Genomic DNA, 25,499 nt, shown 5'->3' on the forward strand with positions numbered 1-25,499 from the left:
ATTTAGTTGGATTATGAAATATTGATCTAAAAATATAAAGTCTTATGATGAATATTTAAAGTCGTTATCAAAAATGAAAAGCGCATTAACTATACAGTTAGTGCGCTTTTGTTGTGACTGATTTTACGATAATTGAGATGAAATCTCATCAGATCATTGGTAGCATTTAAGCCCCAATTTTCGCTTCTTTCAGCATTTTCTCAAGATAGTGAATATCCATGCCACCTTTGAGGAATCCTGGATCATTTAAAATCCGTAGGTGTAATTCCGCATTGGTATTGATCCCCTCAATCACAAGCTCTTGCAGTGCATTTTTAAGGCGTGCAATAGCCATTTCACGAGTCGGTCCATAAGCAATAATTTTCGCAATCATTGAGTCATAGTATGGCGGGACACGATAGCCGGTGTAGATATGGGTATCGATTCGAATTCCAGGACCACCTGGTGGGTGATAAGTCGTGATCGTACCTGGTGACGGCACAAATGTTTCAGGATGCTCGGCATTAATCCGGCATTCAATAGCATGTCCTTCGATTTGGATATCATCTTGCGTTAAACTTAATGGCTCGCCACTTGCAATTTTGAGCTGTTCTCTCACAAGATCAACACCTGTAATAAGTTCTGTCACAGGATGTTCAACCTGAATACGGGTATTCATCTCGATAAAGAAGAATTCACCATTTTCATAAAGAAACTCAAATGTACCGGCACCACGATAATTAATACGCTTACACGCAGCAACACACGCTTCACCGATTTGCGCACGCTCTTCGGCAGTAATGCCAGGCGCAGGGGCTTCTTCAACCACTTTTTGATGGCGACGTTGTAATGAACAATCGCGTTCACCTAAGTGAATGGCATGACCTTGACCATCAGCTAATACTTGAATCTCGATATGGCGTGGTTTTTCAAGATAACGTTCCATATAGACTTCAGGGTTACCAAAGGCCGCGAGCGCTTCTGATTTAGTAAGCTCGATTGAGCGAAGGAGATCTTTTTCAGATTCCACAACGCGCATACCGCGACCACCGCCACCGCCGGAAGCTTTGACGATAATAGGATAACCGACTTCACGAGCAAGGCGAAGATTCTCTTCTTTATCATCAGAGAGTGCATCACCTGAACCCGGTACACAAGGAACACCCGCTTCGATCATCGCTTTTTTTGCAGAGACTTTATCGCCCATAATCCGAATAGTATCAGCTTTAGGGCCAATGAAGATAAAGCCTGAGCTCTCTACTTGCTCTGCAAAATCCGCATTCTCAGCGAGGAAGCCATAACCAGGATGGATTGCATCAGCATTGGTAAGCTCGGCCGCTGCAATAATACTGGGTACATTCAGGTAGCTAGCGCCGGGAGCTGCCGGTCCGATACAGACAGACTCATCTGCAAGACGAACATGCTTTAAGTCTTTATCTGCAGTGGAGTGAACGGCGACAGTTTGAATTCCAAGTTCTTTACAAGCTCTTAAAATTCGAAGTGCGATCTCTCCACGATTGGCAATTAATACTTTTTTTAACATCTCAAATTGCTCCTTATGCAAGGATCATCAGAGGCTGATCAAACTCGACAGGTTCACCATTTTCAACAAGGAATTTTACAACTTTACCTGATTCTTCAGACTCAATCTGATTGAACATTTTCATTGCTTCGATAATGCATACAACGTCCCCGACATTAACCTGTGCATCGACTTCTGTGAATGGGTCAGATGTAGGGGAAGCTGCGCGATAGAAAGTTCCTACCATCGGAGAGCGAATCACTTTACCTGAAAGTTCAGCTTTAGGTGCTTCAGCTGCAGTTGTTGCAACAGCAGGGCTTTGCGCTTGCATCTGAACTTGTGGCATTTGCATAGGCTGCATCATCGGTTGCATCATCTGCATGCCGGGCGCTTCTTTAGGGAAACGGCTAATGCGAAGCGATTCTTCACCATCGGTAATTTCGATTTCATCGATAGATGATTTATCAATGAGTTCGACTAATTTTTCTATTTCTTTAATATCCATTAAGGTTAACTCCTATGTAAAAATGATAAGGAGACCCTGCGAAAGAGGATCTCCTTATTTGATCTATTTATGAGAGATTATATTCAATATCTGTAGTAGTGCAAGCTCATAACCATAAAGCCCACAACCGACTACAACGCCACTCGCAATATCTGAGAGATAGGAGTGATGTCGGAAGGTCTCTCGTTGGTAAACATTTGAGATATGAATCTCTACAAAAGGGATATCGACACCCAAAAAAGCATCCCGAATAGCAACACTTGTATGGGTAAATGCACCGGGATTAATAATGATACCGTCAATATCTGTTGTTTTTGCGGCATGAATCGCTTCGATAATCTCATACTCTCGATTACTCTGCATCGTTTTAAGCGTCGCTTTAAGTTGATGCGCTTTATTAATCATCATCTCTTCTAGCATCGCTAAGGTCGTAGAACCATAAATTTCAGGTTCACGCATTCCTAGGAGGTTTAGATTCGCTCCATTGATTAAAAGTATGTTTTTATCTCTATTTCGATTCATCATGCTGATTATTTTACCGTATAACAGACAATAGTGCCTAGAATTTCACTTATACCATTTAGACCGGTAAATTTGTATCTTTTCTCTTATTATTTTTTGCATTTTACGATCAGGAAATATTGATCGATGTTGTTCATTTAAAAAATAAAGCAGTATTTTTAATCTTTATTGGTTATACTTTTTGCGTGTTTAATAATATTGAAATAACAGGATGATTATACAACAGACGCAAAGTTTTAAAACCAAACTCGGACTTACCCTTTGTCTTTTTCTCTCTTCGTTTATCTCATTTGGCAGTGCAAAAGAGGTGGAAGCTAGGGGGGCAGGTAGTGAGCTTCTAACTACAAAACTAGCACAAGGAATGCAGATTAAGGATAAAAACCATACTCGAGTTAAATCGATGATTAAAGAGTTTGAATCCCATAGTCAAAGCGTATTTACCCATTTAGATGGGGAGGGCTTAGTAGTATTTAACTTTGTGGTACAAGAAGTTGAACGCCGAGGAATGCCGCTTGAGATTGCTTTTATTCCTTTAGTAGAGAGTGGTTATAGGCCTAGTGCTCGTAATGGTCAGCATATTGGTCTTTGGCAATTAAGTCCTGTTGCCGCTAAAACGTTTGGTATTCATGTTTCACCTAAATCAGATGGTCGTTTGAATTTGATTAAAGCGACTAATGGTGCTTTGGATTATCTTGAGTATCTCAACCGTCGTTTTGATGGTGATTGGCTTTTGACGATTGCCGCTTATAATGCTGGAGAAGGGCGCGTACTTCGCAGTATGAAGAAGAATCGTGCTGCGGGGAAACCCACCGATTATTGGCACTTAGATCTTCCTGCGATTACTAAAGCATATATTCCTAAAGTATTGGCATTGTCATCATTATCTTTGAAAGAAGAACGCTTTGATATTTTGATGGCTAAAATTCCGCAATTAGTGGAAGTAAAAGCTCAAAATAAAGCTAAATTACTCAATACCGTCAAAAAACATGGTATTGATGATCAAACGATTAAATATTTTAATCCATCAGATGTCTATGCTAAAGATGGCTCATCTATTGTGATTTTGATGAAAGAGCTCTTAGATTTAGATGGATTATCCTCTTATGCACTGTAATATGATCGAAAACGGATCATTGCATGCATATTTTTATAGTAAATTTGGTTTAAGAAAAATGGCTTTTAAGTAGCTATTATGGGGTTTTAAAAGAAGATAAAACCGTACTAAACAACACTTGCAAGATGCCGGATAGAAGAGCTTCCTTTCCTCGATCAGCTGATGCGCCGGCATTTGAATAAGCTTCTTTTGAACCGATATTACTACATCAATATATAACTTCAGTGCTTATGAGTATATAATCTGGCATTGGAAGTATTAATAATGTAAAACGCTAGTCGATTTGGTAATTGACTAGCGTTTTTTATTGCGATTAGAAAAGTGTTATTTTGCTACTTACCATTCTTCGCTTTCACAATATCCGCCATAATTGCAAGTGCAATCTCTGCCGGCGTTTTACTACCAATGGAGAGCCCAATGGGTGCATGGATGCGTGAGAGTTCCTGATCGGTGAAATTACTACACGCTTTTAATCGCTCAAGACGGTTAGCGCTATTGCGTTTAGAGCCCATTGCGCCGATATAGAAAGCTGGCGTTTCTAAGGCTGCTAACATCGTTAAATCATCAATTCTAGGGTCATGCGTTAATGAAATAATCGCAGTTTGTGCAGAGATACTATTATTTTCTATATATTGTGCCGGGAATGTCTTTAAGAAGGTAATTCTCTCATAGATTGGTAAACTTTTGAGTTGCCGGATCTCCTCTTCTCGATCATCGGCAACAATGACGGCAAATCCTAATTGATCGGCAAATTCCATGCAATAGAGACCTACTGCCGAGATCCCGGCGATAAAGAGCGTTGTGTAGCTACGAATAGTTAATTCCATATGCGTCCCATGATGCTGAATAAAGGGGAGATTATTCGCTTCTACTGCTGTTGCTAGCGTAGGGTATTCTCCTAATGTAACACTCTTTTTCAAAATATCATGGTCTTTGAGTGCCGAAATCATTGTTTTTAAATAGATCATTCTCTCATCGGAGGGCACAATATATTCCACCAAGAGATCAATAGTGCCGCCACAAGGAAGGGTTGTAGTGGGCTTAAATTGCTCACTCTGTTCGCCATACACCACCTCTTCACTCTTTTCAGTGAAAAATCCGGTCTGAATTTTTTCTAGGAAATCTTCTTCAATACAACCGCCAGAGAGTGAGCCATAATATTGTCCATTAGCATCAGCTACAAATAGCGCGCCGGGTGAACGGGGTGCAGAACCATAAGTATGCAGGACGGTCGCTAACCAAATTGGGCGATCTTGTTGTAACCATTGCAGAGCGGTTTCTAGAACTTGTAGATCGAGCATTTTCATAAAGCATCTCCTAATATTCGTAAAATCTCAAAGATTTTGGCTAATGATAGTTGGGGCAAGCTATAACAATTTTAAATCGGGTGATACTGACAAAAATCTTCGTAGGTATCAATATCTTGGATAATTCCAGGATCTTCTAGATATATCTTTTTGAGGGGCTGTTTTTGAACAATTTTCTGCGCTCCTTGATCTCCACTTAATTGCAGTAATTCAGAAAAATAACATCGCTGAAAGGCAACAGGATGACCGGCAATATCTTGGTAATAGGGGCGAATATTGTGCTTAGGATATTGTGTTAACGCGGCGATCACTTGTTTAAAGCTATTTGCCTGAATAAAGGGAAGATCTGCTGGTAGAATGAGTACTGCTTCATAGTGTGGATTATGTTTTAAGGCAAAGGCTAAACCTTTTGCAATACTTTCTCCTAACCCCTTACTTTGAATGCTGATATGTGGACTTGGCAGAGTATGGGCAATTTCGGCAATATTGGGTTCAAGTTGATTGGTAACAATCAAGATATTTTCAGAAGCGATGACTTGATGCGCATGTTGATAGCTCTCTTCTAATAGCGTTCGAGAATTACGGTAAGTCATTGTTAATTTATGTCTTGGGGGATGAGGACTGCTTGCTTTGAAGCGCTCACTGGAACCGGCGGCCATTAGTAGTAAGGCTATCATGAATATCTCCATCTTTTTGATAAGCAAAAAGGAAAGAATCTTCATTTATGGACGATTAAGGATCAATCAATGATCGAATAATCTATCATTTCAATTTGGATTCTTTCCTTGTGTATTAAATCTTCCTTACCATCCTTATCTTCTTGCTCTTCTGCTCTTGATATGAAAGATAAAGAGAGCAAAGAGAAAGAGAGCGCTTTTCAGGTGAATTAACGTAACGCTTTCACCTCATGACTTGTGACATCGCCGGGAAGATCCGCATAAGTGGTTCGTAGATAATTGACTAATGTGGCAATCTCTTCGTCTGTTAGCTCATTTTTAAAAGCGGGCATAGATTGGAAACGCTCATAGTTCGGAAATGTTTGCCAAGGAAGTCCTTCTAAAATAGCGGTAATCAGATTATGACTATCAGGATTGTTGATCGTGCTGTTGCCGATCATTGAAACTGCGACATTAGGTTTTCCTAAGCCATCATCATTATGGCAACCGGCACACATGTTGAGATAGAGATCTCGACCGGGTGCTCCTGCTGCGACCTCTTTGGTAGCGATCTCTCTAGGCGCAAGCGGTTTGTCGCCCATAAGATAGGTGGCAATAGCATCGATATCACTTTCAGAGAGATATTGCGTGCTATTTTTAATGACTAAATACATATCACTAAAAGCAGAGCCTTGTGGCGCAATACCTTCTTTGAAATAGGTTTTTAGATCCGCTTTGGTCCAACCCCGTTCAGCAAGACCTTTAGGGGTAATATTAGGCGCTTGGAAACTGCCAAGAATACCGCCTTGGAGTAGTTTATCGCGCTCTAATTCCCCTAACTCTCCCATTGGAGAATGACACATAGCGCAGTGCCCTAAGGTATCTACAATATATTTACCTCGCTTCCATGCCTCTGAATCCCCTTCAGAGATCGCTGGTAAAGGGGTTTTATCGAGGAATAGTAGATTCCAACCCATTAGCATCATGCGCTGATTAAAGGGAAATCCGAGTTCATTCTCAGGAATCGCAACATCAATCGCCGGAATCGACATGAGATAAGCGTAGAGTGCATCAGAATCTTCTCTAGTGATATTAGTAAAATAAGTATAGGGCATCGCCGGATAGAGATTACGATTGGGCGGTGCAACTCCATCGGTCATTGCCCGGTAGAAATCATCACTTGTCCAACGACCAATACCATAATCAGCAGAGGGGGTTAAGTTGCTACTATATAATAGACCAAAAGGGGTATCCATCGCATAACCGCCGGCAAGCATAGCGCCATTTTCAGCAGTATGACAAGAAGCACAATCCCCCAGTTTTGCTAAATACTCACCACGTTGGATCTGCTCTTTAGAGGCTTGGTTTGTTTGAAGCGGTGTATCGGGTGTTCTGCGCTCTTCCCAGGAGAAAAAGGCAATAACGGCCACCATAATGATAATGACCACATAGATAATGTAACGAAATTTTATTTTCATAAGGCCTATCCTTTAATTAATCCCGGGGTAGCGAGTACTAAATCTCTGACTGCTTCATAGTAGCGAACATAACCGGTACAGCGACAGATATGATCATTAAGGGCTGTTTCAATAGCCCCTTCTAAATCGGCTCTTGGAATCAGGTTTTTGGCTAACTGTTCCATAAATATCGTCGTAGCATTGACAAATCCGGGAGTGCAATAGCCGCATTGAAAGCTAAAATGATCCATAAAGGCTTTCTGAACAGGCGAAGGAATCACTTCACCTGACTTATCTTTATGGGCAATTCCTTCAATGGTGCGAACTGTTTTACCGTTAAAGAAGTGAGCGCCGGTAATACAGGTACGCATCTCTTCACTAGTACCATCAGGGTGATCGACAATAATGACACAAGCGTGGCAAATGCCTTGGCCGCATCCCATTCTTGATCCCGTTAAATTGAGATATTCATGCAGGAAATCGAGCATTACAATGCCTTCCGGAACCTCGATTGGGCCGACTTTTTCGCCATTAATGGTTAATGTTATTGGTTTAAAAACCATTGTGCTTTGTGTATCTGTCATTTGAGAATCTCCAAAATATCTTGCGGTAATATGGGGTGTTTATTGAAGTAGTGACCGGTGCCGGCAGCGATTGCATTGGTAATTGCGGATACAACCGGTATCATTGGTACTTCAGCCATGCCTTTGGGGGGATCAGTCTCAGAGAGCGGTGGTAAAACTGCGCGCGTCTGTTTCCAAACGGCCACATCACTCGCAAGCGGTAGGCGATAGCGGTTAAAGTTCCAGGTGCCATTGCCGGGGCCATCTTCGTAAAGTGGGAGATACTCGTGCAACGCATGACCAATACCCATAGCAACACCGCCTTCAATCTGTCCGGAAACCAGTTGAGGAACAATCATATTGCCACATTCAACGACGGTATGATGATCAAGTAGATCAACAACGCCACTCGCTCGATCAATGGCTACTTCTACAGATGTTGCCACCGCAGTGTAGTAGGTAACGCCGGCATTATTGCGACGTGTTTTCGGATAGAAAACAGAGACGCGGGGGGCCACTTTATACTCCTCTTGATTTCCCCAACGAAGGGAAAGGCCATCGAGCGCATAGCGAGTTGGAGCGACTTGATCATCAATGGCAAAATCAGCATGTGCCCATTGCCAACGGTTAAAGCCATGGCCTACAACTGCTGTTAAGCCATTTTGTTCATAGATTCGTTTTGCAATACGTTCTAAAGGTAGCGGTTCTAAACCATCTGCTGTTAAACCTTTAGCCGTCCATCTTGCATCTTCTTTACGAATCGTTAAAGGTGCCGCTTGCCCACCACCGATCCCTTCAGACCAAATCGACATTGCCGCCGGCCAAATACCATAATCAAAGAGTACTCGTGCCGATTCTGAAGTGACGTGAGAGAAGAAGTAAGCAGAGTTACTCGCACTTGAAGGGGAAGAGAGGAAAGGTGTCCAGAGTGGATCTTTCTCTAATTGATCCTGTTCTTCTTGAGTAATGGTTTCAGGACTAATGGTCATATAGAGCGGCAAGAGTGGCCATTCTGTAGTGCCATAAGTCGATTGGTCGGCAGGCTTTCCAAGATATTTTGCCAATAGTACTGATTGTGAAGTGGACATGCCGGTGCCGATCTCAATACCACTATGCCATAGGCGAAGATCGCCATTGCGACCAAGTTCAATTCTGGCAAAAGAGGCTTCTTGTCCGGTGCCGTAATCTTTCTGAACACAAGAGATCCCCGTTGCGAAAATTTTTCCGGGATGTGCTTTCTCATATTCTGCTTTTCGTTTTTCTCGATCCTTCCAGATCGCTTGTTCAGCGCAAGCTGTTAATACCTCTTCACCCCGCATCATCCCGCCAGGAATAGCACCTTGAGTATTTTTCATACCGGATTTCATAAGATTATTGAGACGAAATTCAACAGGGTCGATATTTAATAGTTTTGCCGCTTCATCCATCAATGTATCCATCGCCGGCATTGCTTGCAATGTTCCATAGCCACGTGCAGAACCTGCATCGACCGCGCGAGAGGCGATACCTACGGCTGCAAGGTCACTCTTAGGAATATAGTAGATTCCTTGGACTCCCGTTGCGCCTACGGCCATAACACCGGGCGTAAAATTACAACGCCCACCACCATTACCGATAAACTTTCCGGTAAAAGCTTCAATTTTGTGGGTCTTTTTGTTCACAGCCATTTTGAAATGCATATCAAAGGCATGACGCTTAAGCGCTGATTGGAACTGCTCATAACGGTCATTCGCAAGTCTTACAGGGCGACCATCGCCATAAAGAGTCGCCATTGCGCCATAAATAGGTTCAGGTGCATGGTCTTTTGAGCCATATCCCACTGTAAAGCAAGGGTGTAAGAAGAGCTTTTTCATCTTAAATTGAGAGCGATTAATCATCTCTAGGAGTGAATTCATCACTTCAAAAGGCGATTGCGCAGCCATCACAAGATGTAACGCTTCATTATCTGCATCATACCAACCATTCGAGTTATTCGGCTCCATTGCACAAGTATCGATAGACTGAGAGTAGAACATACGATCTAACACTAACCAATCTTCTGGCGGATTTTCTAATTCTTTCGCTATTTGGTCGGCATAATACATACCTTCCTCATCGAGCTTCCCACCTTCTCGACCTTCCGGCCAAACAGGAAGGTGTTTTTTGAATGAAGTAGGGGAGATTGAAATATCTTTAAGGCTAGAATAGGTATCAGGTTCAAAGGGATTATCCGCCCCCACGCGGACACCGCGATAGGTTCCCCAAGGATTGCGCTCTACATATCCGGTATATTCGCCCCATTTGATAATATTATTCTTAAATTTAAGGGCATTTTTGGCAAAACGGAAACGATTAAAATCATGATAAATCAAGAGAGCGACTGCTTGCCCTAAATATTGCGGGGTTTTACCTTCCGGCAATAACATATCATCGCCGAAGAAAGCAGGGAACGAGATGCCATCACGCTCCAGATCAGCGGCAGTGACGATTTTATCAGGCATTAAACCATTCTCAAGTAGCGAGAGATCAAAACCTTGATAGATCTTATCGGCTTCTGTGACTCGAAGCAGCATGGCGTGCGACTGATTTTGTGGCCAATGAGGCATATCTTTGGCACGGATATCCATTGAAAAGACTTTTTCCCCTTGGACTTTAGCGAGCGCGTCCGTGCGGCACTCTACGCGATGAGTCTTAGGATTCCATTCTGGTATTTGGAGAATGTTTTCTTCAAAAAGAGCAGCAAATGCGGGGCTAAAAGGTTGAGCAACATATACAGAGACTCCGCCTATTACTACAGTTTTTAAGAAATGTCTTCGGGAGATTTCAGCTTTCAAAGTAAGTTAACCTCTTTGTTAAAAAATTGATATTATTTTACAATTATACCTGTAATAAACATTTTTTTTCAAAATGTTGACAGAATGTAATATTATTCCATGGCTTTGATATGCTTCTTATAAGCGGTCTGCTATTGCGGGATACTAGATGTTATATTTACTTTTATCCCCATTTTTACTATATACAATTGAAATGCTTCTTTAAAGGATTGTCCGATGTCTAATCTCTTATTTACAAAGTATGAATATGGCCTAGGTTTAATAGCGGTCTGCTTTGCTATATTAATACTCTTTGAATTTTTTGCTAGAAAACAGAAGCTCGGTATACGGGCGATTATTATTCATCTTGTACTCACCGGAATTCTCTGTGCGATTGTGAGCCTTACAGCGGAATATTTGCAGATGGCAATTAAAGACTTTAAGGTGAAGTTTATCTCGGCACAAACAATCTATTTTGTACAGATTTTATTGATTACGCTCATCATTATGCGCACGATCTTCTTCTTACTTAATAGGTTGGAAGCAAGGCAGGTAGCAAAAGGAGCTGATCGAACTTCGGCAAGAATTATTACACGCGTCTTTAAGATCCTCATCTTCTTTGTCATTCTTCTGCTCTTTGGGGAGCGTTTTGGAATGAGTCTTTCGGGGTTGTTGACTTTCGGAGGTATTGGCGGTATTGCGATCGGGATGGCGAGTAAAGATATTTTAAGCAATTTCTTTTCTGGCGTAATGCTCTATTTTGATCGTCCTTTTAACATTGGTGATTGGGTCAGTTCTCCAGATCGGCAAATAGAGGGAACGGTCGTTGAAATTGGTTGGAGGATTACGAAGATTATGACTTTTGATCATCGTCCGCTCTATATTCCTAATGCAGTATTTTCGACGATTAGCGTAGAAAATCCAGGGAGAATGACGAATCGTAGAATCAAAACAGAGCTCGGTTTACGTTATCAAGATGCCGATAAAATTGGCATTATTACTAGTGAGATCAGAACAATGCTGCAAAACCATCCAAAGATTGATACCAAACAGACCCTCTTAGTCTATTTCAATGAGTTCGCAGATTCCTCTTTAAACATCATGATTTACTGTTTTACCAAAACCGTGAAGTGGGCTGAGTGGCTTGAATATCAACAAGATGTCTACTTAAAGATGATTGAGATCGTTCATCAACATGGCGCTGATTTTGCCTTCCCGTCACAGACGGTTTATCTTGATAATGATGAGGCGCCCGTAAAACTCGATATCTCTCTTGTAAATAGTGATAAAGGTGCAGATATGGCTTCTCAGTTAGCGGCAGCCGCAGGGAAAGCTGAAAGTGAAACAGTGGTAAAAGACCGTGTAGATCAGAGTCAATCATCATAATTTAATGCACAACAATATATAAACAATGCATATAAATAATGCCGTTATTCTAAATATATGCGAATGTAATATGTTTGTTGTAATGCATTTGTGAGTGCAATTTTAGTGCTACGAATGATAAAAAAGAGGCTCTTTGAAGCCTCCTTTTTATGCCTGTCTTTGCAGGATACTGATCAGAGAAAAATCTACTCATAATCACGACTAAAGAAGTATTTATAACGAATCCCTGGCGCGATAAAACTCGAAAGACTAATAATATTATGCTTATCCCAAGTGCGGCGAGTGATGTAGAGGCAAGGTTCCCCTTCGGCAATATCTAGGAGACTGGCATTTTTTTCTGTGCAAGCAACCGCTTCAATCGTCTGTTCCATACGACTTAAGCCATGTTTTTCCAAGAGATAGCCTGTTGGTGTTATTGTGGTAAAGTCTTGTTGAATAAAATCAGGGACAAAAACGGGATTAATATAACGATTTTCTAACATTAAAGAGCGTTCATTCTCATAGTGGATTAACTGGCAATAATAGACATTTGCACCTGTGTGAATCCCTAATCCTAATGCAATTTTTTCATCGGCGGGTAATGAGCGAAGTGCTAAAACCTTTGCGCTATAGCGATTACCTCGAGCGATCACTTCTTTTTGAATATCGCCGATATTGGTAGGGGATGTCGCTGATTTTTGCCCCGTGACAAAGGTGCCTTTACCGGGGGTTCTTGTGAGCACATTTTGCGCAGTCAAATCTTGGATGGCACGATTGACTGTCATCCGGCTAACACTGAACTTCTCTGCAAGTTCCAATTCTGTAGGAATTTGTGAACCAGTTGGAAATTCACCTGCCGTAATATTGTTGAGTATATAGTTTTTGATACTTTTAAATTTAGGAATCGCCATCGTTTTAATATCTATCTGCGCTAAGAATTGATGAATTAAAAATGAATATCAGTAGAAACAGTTATGTGAAATGTCTGTTCAATGTAGATAATTTTATATAACTTTGTCTAACTTTTTTATCCTATTTTCACGAAATAATTATTCTATCATAGTAATACAGTAGACTGAAAATAAAGTATTTAAAAGTATTCAATCAGACATTTTTAATATGTGTTCCACTTGAGTAGCACTAGTATTTTCAATGGTTTGCAGTGTTTTTTAAAGAAAAAGTAAAAAAAATCTTGCGGGAATTTTGAAACCGTGATTAATTAAATATCGTCGATACAGAAATGTCTATACATTTACTGATATAGAAACAGGAGGAATGGAATTAAAGGTTCAATTTTAAAAGTGAAACAATCATTATAAATCCTTTTAGAACCATTCAAATTTTTACTGAAAGTAAGATGAAGCATAGCGTTAAAAACAGATTGATAGTGAGCGAGTGGCTCGTGAATCATCAGGTTTTTGAGTGATAACTCGCAGGCTTACTTTTACCAAAGGGATCACACCAAAGAGATCCACTTAGATCATTTGACAAAATTAACAATAATTAGAACTAGAGGAGCATTTCATCATGCCACATCGTACAGATAATAGTCGTGTTATCAGAGCACCTAGAGGTAGTGAATTAACTTGTAAAAGCTGGCAAACTGAAGCGGTTTACCGCATGATTCAGAATAACCTTGATCCTGAAGTTGCTGAACATCCTAAGAGCCTTGTGGTTTATGGCGGAATTGGTCGTGCGGCACGTGACTGGGAATGTTATGACAAGATTTTAGAAGTTCTTAAAAACCTTGAAGATCATCAAACATTACTCGTGCAATCAGGGAAGCCTGTCGGTGTTTTTGAAACGCATAAAGATGCACCCCGTGTATTGATCGCAAACTCTAACATCGTCCCTCATTGGGCAACTTGGGAGAAATTCCATGAGCTCGATAAGAAAGGTTTAATGATGTATGGTCAAATGACAGCAGGTTCATGGATCTATATCGGTTCACAAGGTATTGTTCAAGGAACTTACGAAACATTTGTGGCGGCAGCGAAGCAACATTTTGAAGGTGATGCAACAGATCGTTGGGTATTAACCGGTGGTCTTGGTGGAATGGGTGGGGCTCAGCCTCTTGCAGCGACAATGGCTGGATTTAGCGTGATTGCAGTTGATTGTGATGAAACCCGTATCGACTTTCGTCTCAAAACACGTTATGTGGATAAGAAAGCAACGTCTCTAGATGAAGCACTTTTAATGCTTGAAGAAGCGAAGAAAGAGGGTAAACCTGTTTCAATCGGTCTTTTAGGTAATGCTGCCGATATCTTTACTGATCTTGTTGATCGTAATATCACTCCTGATGTGGTAACAGACCAAACATCTGCTCATGATCCTATCAATGGTTATTTACCATCTGGTTGGACAATGGAAGAGTGGCTTGAAAAACGCGTGACAAATCCTGCAGAAGTTGAGCGTGAAGCCCGTAAGAGTATGGCAAAACATGTTCGGGCAATGCTCAAACTGCAAGAGCGTGGCGCCGCAACCTTTGACTATGGTAATAATATCCGTCAAATGGCTTTAGAAGAGGGTGTTGAGAATGCCTTTGATTTCCCAGGTTTCGTACCTGCTTATATCCGTCCGCTTTTCTGTGAAGGTACAGGTCCTTTCCGTTGGGTAGCGCTCTCTGGTGATCCTGAAGATATCTATAAGACAGATCAGAAAGTCAAAGAGTTAATCCCTGATAATCCTCATCTTCACAACTGGTTAGATATGGCGCGTGAGCGTATTGAATTCCAAGGCTTGCCTGCACGTATCTGCTGGGTGGGCTTAAAAGATCGTCAACGTCTTGGTCTTGCTTTCAATGAAATGGTTCGCAATGGTGAGTTAAAAGCGCCTATCGTTATTGGTCGTGACCACCTTGATTCAGGTTCAGTGGCAAGTCCTAACCGTGAAACTGAGGCAATGCGTGATGGTTCTGATGCTGTATCAGATTGGCCATTATTGAATGCACTTCTCAATACTGCAGGGGGAGCAACATGGGTATCATTGCATCATGGCGGTGGTGTGGGTATCGGTTTCTCACAACATTCAGGTGTTGTGATTCTTTGTGATGGCTCTGAAGATGCAGATAAACGTGTCGCACGTGTTCTTCGTAATGACCCAGGTACAGGTGTTATGCGTCATGCGGATGCTGGTTATGAGATTGCGATTAACTGCGCAAAAGAGCAGGGCTTAGATTTACCAATGGTGAAGTAACTCATCATTCGATAAATCAATGAAGAGCAGAGGTTGTTATAGGCTTTATTCAGAAGCTCATCAATGTATTAACCGATAGATTGTGTAATGACTTCTGACTCTTCAAGATTAAAAAGGAAGGGTGTATCTACAGTAGCAAGGGTTTGATAGGCTAGAAAGAAAGTGTAGATACTCTCTGACTTTATATCGTAATGATCTGATTATTATAAAATAAATGTGTCCAGACCATTATTGCACACAGTTATTACCATACTGTTATCACATAAGTTCCACGAACCAGAATTACTCTATTCATGAATGGACTTTATGTAATCACAGTAAGCGTCACAAACCGGGAGGAAGTAGAAAATGGTAGTATTGACTGGAAATATGACTATTTGGCGAGGTGCGCGCATTGCCACAATGGATAGTGCGCATACCGCAGATTATGGATTACTTGAAAATCATGATCTGATTACAGAAGGGGATAAGATTGTCGCAATTTTACCTACAGATAGTTATGAAACCCCAGAAGGTGCAATGATTCATCGACTCGATAACCAACTCATTACCCCGGGATTTATTGATTGCCATACTCATATTGTATTTGGTGGTAACCGTGCAAAAGAGTGGGAGATGCGTCAAAATGGTATTCCTTATGCAGAGATTGCAGCTCAAGGTGGTGGTATTAATTCCACAGTAGAAGCAACGCGTGAGGCAACAGAAGAAGGGCTTTACCAAAAAGCCCGTCGCCGAATGCAAGCCCTTGCAGAAGATGGTGTTACAACGCTTGAATCTAAAACAGGTTATGGCCTTGATCTTGCTAATGAGCGCAAACAGTTAGCCGTTTCAGAGCGTTTAGGGCGGGATTATCCGATTGAAATTGCAACAACGCTTCTCTCTGCGCATGCAGTGCCACTTGAGTATAAAGATCGTGCAGATGATTATATTGAATTAGTCTGCTCAGAGATTCTGCCGACACTTTGGAAAGAGAAACAGTTTGAAGCAGTAGATGTCTTTTGTGAGTCTGTAGGATTTACACTAGAGCAAACACGTAAAGTTTTTGATAGTGCGAAAGCATTGGGGATTCCCGTAAAAGGTCATATGGAGCAGATGTCGAACTTGGGGGGGAGCGAGTTAATTGCCCAATATAATGGATTATCTGTAGATCATATTGAGTTTTTAGATGAAGCCGCGATTAAAGCGATTTCACAATCAGGTACAGTCGCAACACTTTTACCTTTAGCATTCTACTTTTTAAGAGAAACGCAGAAGCCACCTATTGATCTACTACGGCAATACAATGTACCCATGGCTGTATCAACAGATTATAACCCAGGTACCAGTCCATTTACTTCTCTTCGTTTAGCGATGAATGCGGCTTGTGTCTTTTTTGGTTTAACGCCGCAAGAAGTTATGGCGGGCGTGACGCGTAATGCTGCTCAAGCATTGGGAAGAGAAAAGACTCATGGTCAGTTAAAACCTGGTTTTGTGGCAAATTTAGCGATTTGGAATGTGAAAGATCCTGTGGAGATCTTCTATGAGGTAGGTTATAACCCATTGGCTTATCGTGTATTTAAAGGCGAAATGTTATCGAAAATGACATTAGCAACATTGTAGGGATAGAACAAAATCATATTATTGATAATGGTTGATCACAATAGATTGATCGCAATAATCGCAATAATCGCAATAATATTACTCATAATAATAAAATCGATTAAAATTACCGATTGGTGTGGATTAGATGAGTCATCATCAGATCAACAAATTCAGTCAATTCAAAAAATGAATAAACTCGGTAATTTTAATATATGAAACAGATGTTTCATTGAGGAGGTAGCAATGCATTTATGGCAAAATATTGATAAAACAGTTTGGCAAGGACGGGATGATTCCGCAGAGAGCCCTATTGCGAAACGTCTTTTTCAGACGGTTGTTCAAGCACCAAGCTTTGCGCCTCAAGATTATCCTGAACATATTGCGTTATTAGGTTTTGAGTGTGATGAAGGCGTGCGCCTTAATAAAGGACGAGTCGGGGCTAAAGAGGGGCCTAACGCACTTCGTAAAGCACTTGCAAATATGGCTGATCATGGCTGCCATAAACCCATCGTTGATTTAGGTAATATTCAATTTGCCGGTGAATCACTCGATGCGGTGCAGAATGTTTTTGCTTCTTGCGTGACTAAGTGTCACCAATTAGGTTTACCCACTTTAGTCTTAGGCGGTGGGCACGAAACCGCATATGCTCATGGTAAAGGCATTTTCGATGCTTATCCTAATCAGAAAATTGGGGTCATTAATTTTGATGCCCATTTAGATATTCGAACGGCGGAGAAGGGAACATCAGGTACCCCATTTAAACAGCTTTATCAAAATGCAAAATCACAAGATCAGGAGTTCCATTATCTCTGTATTGGCGCAAGTCTTCCCGGGAATACCAAAGCACTATTAGCAACGGCTACCGATATGGGCGTAGAGATTATTTGGGATAATGAGTGCCATCCTGGAAATTACTCTGAGATTGCCACTCAAATCGAAGCCTTTATGGCAAAAGTCGATATTATCTATTTAACGATTGATTTAGATGCTCTGCCATTTTCAGAGATGTTTGCGGTATCTGCACCAAGCGCTTATGGCGTATCGATGAAAGATTATCTTCATTTTGCCGATCAGATTATGGCCTCGAATAAGTTAAAAGCAGTAGATTTCGTGGAATATAATCCGAGTTTAGATCGAGATCAGCTCTCAGCTAAAACAGCTGCAAGAATGATTTGGCATTTTTATCATCAATGGCGTGGGTAATGGTTTAGCACAAAAATCATTTTAAGAGTAGTGAAGATTGCTCTTAATCAGAGATATCGATAACAGCCAAGATATTGAACGCAATATTGAATAGCTATATCTAAAGGTCAACTTCTAGCAGATTCATGCTAGCGGTACTCTTCAACCTAAAAAATGGCAGAGCCAAGAGATAGGTGATAGATCAGAGTGAATTAAATAAGAGTGAAAAGGAATACCACTCTTGAATAAAAAACAAGAGATTAGAGTTTAAAATCAGTATATAACGTTTACAACGACAAACGGCACATAAGATTCATAATAAAAGCGCCGTAAGTCATAACCAAGAGAAACTTGAAGGAGTTACGATGAAAACAATTAAAATCGATGGTAATCATTTAACCTTAGAAGATGTCGTCAATGTTGCACGTCACGGCTATTCCATTGAATTGAGCCCTGAAGCAATTGTTGAAGTAGAAAAGTCTCGGCAGTATGTCGATGAGTTAGTAGAATCAGGTGCGGTCGTTTATGGGATTACCACCGGTTTTGGTAACTTTAGTAATGTTCATATCTCTAAAGATGAAGCAAAAGCCTTACAAAAAAATCTCATTATCAGCCATTCTTGCGGTATTGGTCCTTGCTTTAGTACGGAGATTGTCCGCGCAATTATGCTACTTCGTATCAATAACTTAGCGAAAGGTTTCTCTGGGATTCGTTTAAGCACTTTAAATACACTCATTGAGATGCTCAATAAAAAAGTGCATCCTAAAATCTATGAAAAAGGTTCATTAGGGGCAAGTGGCGATTTAGTACCTTTAGCACATATGGTTTTACCGATGATTGGTGAAGGGGAAGCAGAATTTGAAGGTGAGATGCTTGCTGGTGAAGAGGCGATGAAGCGCGCTGGTATTACCCCTATTGAATTGACTTCTAAAGAAGGGCTTGCGCTTATTAATGGTACGCAAGTGATGACCGCAGTAGGCGCTTTAACGGTATATGATTCAATTGCACTTTTAAAAGCAAGTGATATCGCGACCGGTTTAACGATTGAAGCTTTAAATGGTATTACAGACCCGTTTATTCCGGAGTTACATGCACTTCGTCCACATCCAGGTCAAGGTCACGTCGCAGCTAATCTTTTAACCCTACTTGAAAATAGTGAAAGAACGACACATCAAGGCGATTTAAGAGTACAAGATGCTTATTCACTTCGTTGTGCACCCCAAATTCAAGGTGCAAGTCATGATGCTTTAAATTATGTACGTGAACGTGTTGAGATTGAGATTAACTCTGTAACCGATAACCCGATTATCTTAATTGATAAGAAAATGGGCATTTCCGGTGGTCATTTCCACGGTCAACCAATGGCGCTTGCATTTGATTTCCTCGGTATTGCCTTAGCCGAAATTGCCAATGTGAGTGAGCGTCGTATTGAGCGTCTTGTCAATCCTGCACTCAATAATAACTTACCAGCATTCTTAACAGAACAGGGTGGATTACATTCAGGTTATATGATTGTGCAATATGCTGCCGCTTCATTAGTCTCTGAAAATAAAGTATTAGCTCATCCTGCCAGCGTAGATTCAATTCCCTCTTCTGCTAACCAAGAAGACCATGTCAGTATGGGAACGATTGCTGCACGTAAAGCGCGTGATATCTATGCGAATGCAAAAGCTGTTGTGGGTATGGAATTAATGTTAGCTTGTCAGGCGATTGATCTTAATAAAGAAGATGCCGGTAAAGCATTAGGTAAGGGTACAAAAGCAGCGTACGATACAGTTCGTGAAGTGGTGCCAGCACTTACAGAAGATCGTGTTGCTTATGTTGATATGCATAAAGTGATTAATCTTGTAGATGATAAACTCGTGCACAATGTTGAAACAGCACTTGGAACATCACTTAAATAAGCGATTGTAAGTAATAGAAGGTAGTTTGTTAGGAGGATTTTATAGCGGGTATTAATCACCCGCTACTTATCAAATATTACAAAAGGATTTGTAATCATCAGCGAGTAAGGGTTTACCTTTTGCACTGCTATTGCGATAAGTTCTATTCATTAAAGATATCCTCCTGATTTTCTATCTGATCAGCGTTGTTGCGTCATTTGTGCGATCATGTTTTAAGCAATTTGGCATAATGCGATCTTTCGCAACAGACGCCTTTTTTCACGCAGGAGGATTTTATTATGGCCACACAACAATTAAAAAAGGGCCTTACTGCACGTCATGTTCTTTTTATCGGTTTAGGTTCGGCGGTTGGAACAGGGCTTTTCTATGGCTCGGCAGGCGCAATTGAGTTAGCAGGTCCCGCGGTGCTTGTCGCCTATTTATTAGCAGGATTAGCTGTGTTTATGGTGATGCGCGCATTGGGGGAGATGATTATGCACAATCCTCTGCCGGGTGCATTTGGTGCGTATGCCTCTAAATATTTAGGACCTTTGCCGGGTTATATTACCGGTTGGACTTATGTGATTGAGATGGCACTTGTCTGTATTGCCGATGTTACCGCTTTTGCCGTCTATATGGGGGTTTGGTATCCCGATGTCGACCATTGGGTTTGGGCACTTGGTATTACACTGGTACTATGCGGTATCAATCTCTGTACAGTTCGCCTCTTTGGGGAATTGAGTTTCTGGCTCTCTCTACTGAAAGTTGTGGCAATTGTCGTGATGATTGTCGCGGGTGCTTATATCCTCTTCTCAGGAATGGGGATTACGGGTGGCGATGTTGCAGGTAGCAGTAGCAAAAGTTCTATCTCTAACTTATGGGAAATTGGTGGTTTTGCCCCTTATGGTATTCATGGCATTATTATCTCCTTGAGCGTTGTCGTATTCGCCTTTGGTGGTGTTGAGACTTTAGGTTTAACCGCGCTTGAAGCGAAGAATCCAAATAAAGTAATTCCTATGGCGATTAACGTGGTACCTGTTCAGATTCTGCTATTCTACTTCTTAGCGATGTTAGTGGTCCTTTCACTCTTTCCTTGGAATGAGATTGGGTTAGAAGGAAGTCCATTTGTGACTATTTTCCATAAACTAGGCATTGAGTCAGCGGCGAATATTCTCAATTTAGTGGTAATTACCGCAGCTGTATCAGCAATTAATAGCGATATCTTTGGTGCTGGTAGAATGATGTATGGTCTCTCGAAACAAGGTCAAGCACCGAAAATTTACAGTAAGCTCTCAAAAAGTGGCGTTCCGATCTATGCGGTAGGCATCATGTTCTTAGTCTTAATCTTAGGCGTTATTTTAAACTACTTTATCCATGATCAGCTCTTTTTTATCATCGCTTCAATGGCTACTTTTGCAACAGTTTGGGTTTGGATGACGGTATTGATTTCACAAGTGATGATGCGCCGTACCTTATCACCTGAAGAGCAGAAAGCGCTTAAATTCCCGATTCCATTTTGGCCTGTAGGCCCCTTGATTGCGATTGCTTTCATGGTCTTTGTCATCGGTATTCTTGCTTACTATCCACCGGCAAGAGGTGCATTTTACGCAGGCATTATCTGGTTAGTGTGGTTAGTATTAGCTTACTATTTCTGGACAAAACCACAGATGGTGAAGCGTGCGGCTGCCGGGGAAGTCTTTACAGATTAAGAACTGTATAGAAGATAGATATCTGAGGTTTTAAATTTCGCATCAAATATACACTTTTAACATATTGAGTGTGACTCCTATATACCATCACTCAATAGAGGTTCTCTTTTGATGGTTTGTACAGAGAATCTTTTACCCTAATAGTTAGCGATAATTATTAGGGCTTTTTTATGATTGAATAAAATCAAGAAAATATCTGCACTATAGACTGCACTATAGATATAGTAAATTTGGTCTAAGGAAAATGGTTTTAAGCAGCTGGTATGAGATTTTAAAAGCGCATAAAACTTGACTAAACAACACTTACAAGATGCCGGATAGAACAGCTTCCTTGCCTCGATCATCTGATGCGCCGGCATTTAAATAAGCTTATTTTTAACCGATCTTACTATAAAATAGAATCTGAACACCTATATTAACCTAAGGACAGAAAAAACGCCTTGGGAGGTAATGACCCAAAGCGTTAAAAAAGACCCCACTTATAATCAGATTAGGGAAAGAGGGGTCTTTGAGGACAAGAGTTATATCGTTAAAGTCATTTGCTTATCTATATAAATGTAAATCTAGTCAATCACTTTAAGTGACTTATTTGATACCTCTAGTGAGATTAAAGCGCAGAAAGAGAAACGCTGACAGAGAATAGCACTGCTGCAATGCGGACCGCTGATTGGATGCCTTGGGTAGTAACACCTAATTCACGAAGATTTTTCTCATGTGAATCAAGGCACATACCACAACCATTGACTGCTGATACAGCAATTGACGCTAATTCAAACGTCGCTTTATCAAGGCCTGGATTTGCCATTTGGTTCATACGAAGTCGCGCTGGTAATTTGCCATATTCACTGTCAGATACAAGATGTGTAAAACGATAGTAAATATTGTTCATGCTCATAATGCTAGTTGCGATCTGCGCACCTTGGTATTCTTCTTCTGTTAAGAAGTCTTGTGCAAATTGCTCGATATTTTCAACGAGCACTTTACATTTGGTGCTAAGAGCTACAGAGACAGCAATGGCTGCAATCTGCTTTTCCGTTAAGCCAGGTGCGCCGGCTTCTGTTAATACTGTTGAAAAGTTTAAACGCATATCTTTTGCATACGCGGGTAACATATCTTTGATTGTATCAATTGCCATAATATATTCTCCTTAATATATGAATATTAAAAATCGAATTTAAAAATTGTGTGTGTGATAACGATGATCACAGAAGATCCGTTTAAGCATTCCTTAATTTAGTTGTATAAGGTCAGGTTTTAAATTACAGAATGCTACATTTTGCGAGATTGTCATCAAAATAGATTTAATCTGTTACCTCTATCTCTTATCTAAGATTCAAGGCTTTATTTTCAAGATTCTATTTTGCCCATCTCTTGCTATGGATTTATTTAAACATAGAACCACGATAAAATCTTATGGTATTTATTAATGAGAATGATAAGTAATGCTAAAAAGGGCATTATAAATTGTACTTATCTCTTTTTATCTCTATTTATCAGTATAGGAAAAATAGATCTAGAAGACAAATAGCTATGGGATATCAGAGAAATAGTGGTAAAAAGGTAAGAAATTGCGAATGAAAATAGATAATGAGAAGGATAATAACAATGGATGAACTTTGGCAGTCTGATTCGTGTGCTTATCTACGGGAATGGCTTCCTCGAGAGATACCGATTAGTGCTTCTTTAGCCTTAGAACCCTTATCTTGGGAACATGACACATTGCAATTTAAAGTACCGTTAGAGGCAAATCGCAATCATATGCACTCTGGATTTGGGGGAAGCTTATATACCGCATCATTACTCGTTTGTTGGAGCTGGTTACATCTGCAATTGCGTGCATTGGGGATCAATGATGGTGTACATATTGTCATTCAAAAAGCCGATGTGCAGTACCCCAAGCCACTATTGACAGATGGTATTGCCATTTGTCGAGGGGTGGATGCAGCTGCTTGGGCTAAATTTTTAAAATCTTGGCAACGTCATCAAAAGGGTAGAATAACTTTATCGAGTGAGATTAAGCCTATGGACGCAATTGATCCACTAACGGATTCACGAACTGATCTACCCATAACTGATGCACCAATAACAACACGATTTATCGGAGATTTTGTAGTCTATAGAACGTAATCACACAGAATATTGACACAGACTGAAGATACTATAGTCGTTTTAGATTATGATATTGCCTATTCACATTCACATTCACATTCAAGTTCAAAATATCATGGATAGATAGGGGATATATTAGATATCCAAATGAGATCAGCCTAACAAAGGATTACTTTATGAAACTTGCTTCAAAATCACGCCGGAAACATTACCAACAGTTACGGGAAAATCACTATGATCTGATTATTATTGGCGGTGGCATTAGTGGCGCAGCGATTGCTTTAGATGCAGTGACTCGAGGGATGAAAGTTGCACTACTTGAGAAGCAAGATTTTGGCTTTGGTGCAAGTAGTCGCTCGACAAAACTGATTCATGGTGGCTTGCGTTATCTACAATCCTTTCAGTTAAAACAGGTCATGCACAGTGGTGAAGAGCGGGCGCTTCTCTATGAAAATGCACCCCATTTGGTGACTCGCCGGAAGATGTTGATTCCTTTCTATAAAGGCGGTTCGTTTGGCAAAATTCGGACAGCCATTGGGCTTCGATTATATGATTATTTGGCGAAAGTGAAAGCCGATGAACGGCAGCAGATTCATTCAAAATCAGCACTGCTATCATTAGTGCCGGCATTAACAGATCAAGGCTTAAAAGGGGCAGGTGAGTATGTTGAATATGTGGTGGATGATGCGCGTTTAACATTAGAGATCATCAAAAAAGCGATGGAGAAAGGCGCTCACTGCTTCAATTACCTAGCGGCTATCGATTTTAATTATGATGATAAAGGCTATATTGAAGGCGTTGTTGCGCGAGATCAGTTGACGGGGAATCGTTATCTTATTGAAGGTGATTTCTGCCTGAATGCTGCCGGCGCTTGGCGACAATCGTTATTAACCTCTCAAGATGATCATTCGATAGATTCTTCTACAGCTACGGTAAAAGATCAGTCAAGCACTGATCGCTCAGCTAATAATAGATTACCTGATAGCGCGATTAAATGGATTAAAGGTGCGCATATTGTCTTTGATCAGACATATTTCCCTTTGAAAGAAGCGGTTTGTATCGAGATAGATCCTCAAGAAGAGGGGAGTGAACCTAAGCGTAAAAAAGAGATGGTGATGGCGATCCCGTATGCCGGCAAAACCTATGTGGGGGTAAGTCAAAGTGAATATGAAGGCAATGTGGATATGCCAACGATTTCAGTGAGCGATCAAGGATATCTGTTATCGGCTGTGCAACGATTTTTCCCTAGCCTTAATTTGACGAGTGAAATGATTGAGTCGGGCTGGGCGGGTGTAATGCCGATCACTGCTCATAAGGAGCCATCTTCTAAAAAAGATCAGCCGGTGAGCGCATTACTCGATGAAGCCGAGAATGGTTTATTAACGCTTATGAGTGGTAAATTAACAGGTTATCGCTCGCTTGCACAAGCTGTTGTTGATGAGTTAGCCAGTAAAATTATGACAGTTAAGCAGCGACAATTTAAACCTTGTCAAACAGCTCAATTGCCTGTTTCGGGCGGAGATGTTGGCGGTAGTGCAGGACTAGATCATTTCTTGCAGGAAGCGATTAAGCGCGGAGAGGCAGTGCAGTTGACTGCGGAGGAGAGCCGAGCTTTAGCAATGCGTTATGGTAGCAATGTAGATCAATTATTGACGATTGCCGAGAAAGCGACACCGGACGTATTACAAGGTTTACCGCTGCTGCTCTATACCCAGCTCTATTACAGCGTGACAGAGGAAGGGGTGATGACCCCTTGCGATTTCTTTATTCGCCGCTTAGGCGCGCTCTATTTTGATATTGATTTAGTTAAAAATCATCGAGTTGCAGTCGTTGAGTGGATGGCGCGTTATTTTGGTTGGTCAATTGCTGAGGTTAAGCGCTATAATGCAGAGCTTGAACAAGCGCTCTATCAGGCAACGCATGCAGTAGAAGATGACCGTATTGTGAAGATTACTCATCAAACTGACGATAATCAATCGCAAAATAGAATAAGCAAGGATGCAGAGGAAGTCGGCACTCAGAAAAATGAAGTCGATGTGTAGGGTGTTTTGAAAGTAT

At 40.9% G+C, this 25,499-nt stretch carries 19 protein-coding genes; 9 read left to right on the forward strand and 10 right to left on the reverse strand.

Translation table 11 applies throughout. The features are described from left to right. Window positions 1-166: 166 nt before the first annotated feature. From accC to aroQ, 3 genes are all read right to left on the reverse strand, one after another. Window positions 167-1,522, reverse strand: a complete 1,356-nt coding sequence (accC, locus tag WMO13_RS02485; RefSeq protein WP_026878597.1) for an acetyl-CoA carboxylase biotin carboxylase subunit — start codon at window positions 1,520-1,522, stop codon at window positions 167-169. A gap of 13 nt (window positions 1,523-1,535) precedes the next feature. Beyond that, the gene (accB, locus tag WMO13_RS02490) at window positions 1,536-2,006 is read right to left on the reverse strand and encodes an acetyl-CoA carboxylase biotin carboxyl carrier protein (RefSeq protein ID WP_026878596.1); all 471 of its coding nucleotides are present in this window, start codon (window positions 2,004-2,006) and stop codon (window positions 1,536-1,538) included. Window positions 2,007-2,069: 63 nt separating this feature from the next. After that, the gene (gene aroQ, locus WMO13_RS02495) at window positions 2,070-2,528 is read right to left on the reverse strand and encodes a type II 3-dehydroquinate dehydratase (RefSeq protein WP_034855461.1); all 459 of its coding nucleotides are present in this window, start codon (window positions 2,526-2,528) and stop codon (window positions 2,070-2,072) included. Window positions 2,529-2,739: 211 nt separating this feature from the next. On the opposite strand from aroQ, the gene WMO13_RS02500 reads away from it, so the two are divergent. Beyond that, window positions 2,740-3,642: a transglycosylase SLT domain-containing protein gene (locus WMO13_RS02500; RefSeq protein ID WP_051396146.1), complete on the forward strand. Its 903-nt coding sequence runs from the start codon at window positions 2,740-2,742 to the stop codon at window positions 3,640-3,642. Between the two features lie 332 nt (window positions 3,643-3,974). On the opposite strand, the gene WMO13_RS02505 is transcribed toward WMO13_RS02500, so the two are convergent. From WMO13_RS02505 to WMO13_RS02525, 5 genes are all read right to left on the reverse strand, one after another. Further along, entirely contained in the window at window positions 3,975-4,949 is a 975-nt protein-coding gene (locus WMO13_RS02505) for an XdhC family protein (protein ID WP_026878594.1), read from the reverse strand. Window positions 4,950-5,020: 71 nt separating this feature from the next. Further along, window positions 5,021-5,626, reverse strand: a complete 606-nt coding sequence (locus WMO13_RS02510) for a nucleotidyltransferase family protein (RefSeq protein ID WP_051396145.1) — start codon at window positions 5,624-5,626, stop codon at window positions 5,021-5,023. A gap of 209 nt (window positions 5,627-5,835) precedes the next feature. Next, window positions 5,836-7,083, reverse strand: coding sequence for a c-type cytochrome (locus tag WMO13_RS02515; protein ID WP_034855426.1), 1,248 nt, complete (start codon window positions 7,081-7,083; stop codon window positions 5,836-5,838). A gap of 5 nt (window positions 7,084-7,088) precedes the next feature. Continuing rightward, on the reverse strand, window positions 7,089-7,646 hold the full coding sequence (locus WMO13_RS02520; RefSeq protein ID WP_026878592.1) for a (2Fe-2S)-binding protein: 558 nt from the start codon (window positions 7,644-7,646) through the stop codon (window positions 7,089-7,091). Beyond that, window positions 7,643-10,438, reverse strand: coding sequence for a xanthine dehydrogenase family protein molybdopterin-binding subunit (locus WMO13_RS02525; RefSeq protein WP_026878591.1), 2,796 nt, complete (start codon window positions 10,436-10,438; stop codon window positions 7,643-7,645). The genes WMO13_RS02520 and WMO13_RS02525 overlap by 4 nt, the downstream gene beginning before the upstream one ends. Window positions 10,439-10,654: 216 nt before the next feature. Between WMO13_RS02525 and WMO13_RS02530 the strand changes: the two genes are divergently transcribed. Then, window positions 10,655-11,803: a mechanosensitive ion channel family protein gene (locus tag WMO13_RS02530; RefSeq protein ID WP_084331443.1), complete on the forward strand. Its 1,149-nt coding sequence runs from the start codon at window positions 10,655-10,657 to the stop codon at window positions 11,801-11,803. Window positions 11,804-11,988: 185 nt separating this feature from the next. Here WMO13_RS02530 and WMO13_RS02535 read toward each other — a convergent pair whose 3' ends face one another. Next, window positions 11,989-12,693: a UTRA domain-containing protein gene (locus WMO13_RS02535; RefSeq protein WP_026878590.1), complete on the reverse strand. Its 705-nt coding sequence runs from the start codon at window positions 12,691-12,693 to the stop codon at window positions 11,989-11,991. A 616-nt stretch (window positions 12,694-13,309) separates the two neighbouring features. Between WMO13_RS02535 and hutU the strand changes: the two genes are divergently transcribed. From hutU to WMO13_RS02560, 5 genes are all read left to right on the forward strand, one after another. Next, window positions 13,310-14,977: a urocanate hydratase gene (gene hutU / locus WMO13_RS02540; RefSeq protein WP_026878589.1), complete on the forward strand. Its 1,668-nt coding sequence runs from the start codon at window positions 13,310-13,312 to the stop codon at window positions 14,975-14,977. Window positions 14,978-15,325: 348 nt separating this feature from the next. Continuing rightward, on the forward strand, window positions 15,326-16,576 hold the full coding sequence (hutI, locus tag WMO13_RS02545) for an imidazolonepropionase (RefSeq protein ID WP_026878588.1): 1,251 nt from the start codon (window positions 15,326-15,328) through the stop codon (window positions 16,574-16,576). A 225-nt stretch (window positions 16,577-16,801) separates the two neighbouring features. Beyond that, window positions 16,802-17,761 carry a formimidoylglutamase gene (gene hutG, locus WMO13_RS02550; RefSeq protein ID WP_026878587.1) on the forward strand — a complete coding sequence of 320 codons (960 nt, stop codon included), beginning with the start codon at window positions 16,802-16,804 and terminating at the stop codon, window positions 17,759-17,761. A 344-nt stretch (window positions 17,762-18,105) separates the two neighbouring features. After that, on the forward strand, window positions 18,106-19,644 hold the full coding sequence (gene hutH / locus WMO13_RS02555) for a histidine ammonia-lyase (protein ID WP_026878586.1): 1,539 nt from the start codon (window positions 18,106-18,108) through the stop codon (window positions 19,642-19,644). 278 nt (window positions 19,645-19,922) lie between these two features. After that, window positions 19,923-21,332 carry an amino acid permease gene (locus WMO13_RS02560; RefSeq protein ID WP_051396144.1) on the forward strand — a complete coding sequence of 470 codons (1,410 nt, stop codon included), beginning with the start codon at window positions 19,923-19,925 and terminating at the stop codon, window positions 21,330-21,332. A 607-nt stretch (window positions 21,333-21,939) separates the two neighbouring features. Here the strand turns inward: WMO13_RS02560 and WMO13_RS02565 are convergent. Next, window positions 21,940-22,467 carry a carboxymuconolactone decarboxylase family protein gene (locus tag WMO13_RS02565; protein WP_026878585.1) on the reverse strand — a complete coding sequence of 176 codons (528 nt, stop codon included), beginning with the start codon at window positions 22,465-22,467 and terminating at the stop codon, window positions 21,940-21,942. 470 nt (window positions 22,468-22,937) lie between these two features. Here WMO13_RS02565 and WMO13_RS02570 point away from each other — a divergent pair, with 470 nt between their 5' ends. Together WMO13_RS02570 and WMO13_RS02575 are read left to right on the forward strand one after the other, a co-directional pair. Then, the gene (locus tag WMO13_RS02570) at window positions 22,938-23,459 is read left to right on the forward strand and encodes a YiiD C-terminal domain-containing protein (protein ID WP_051396143.1); all 522 of its coding nucleotides are present in this window, start codon (window positions 22,938-22,940) and stop codon (window positions 23,457-23,459) included. Between the two features lie 158 nt (window positions 23,460-23,617). Next, window positions 23,618-25,483 (forward strand): glycerol-3-phosphate dehydrogenase/oxidase, encoded by a 1,866-nt coding sequence (locus WMO13_RS02575; RefSeq protein ID WP_051396142.1) that lies wholly within the window; start codon window positions 23,618-23,620, stop codon window positions 25,481-25,483. Window positions 25,484-25,499 lie beyond the last annotated feature (16 nt).

Origin of the sequence: Ignatzschineria larvae DSM 13226 (assembly GCF_038500265.1) — a bacterium.
In the GTDB taxonomy this organism is placed as follows: domain Bacteria; phylum Pseudomonadota; class Gammaproteobacteria; order Cardiobacteriales; family Wohlfahrtiimonadaceae; genus Ignatzschineria; species Ignatzschineria larvae.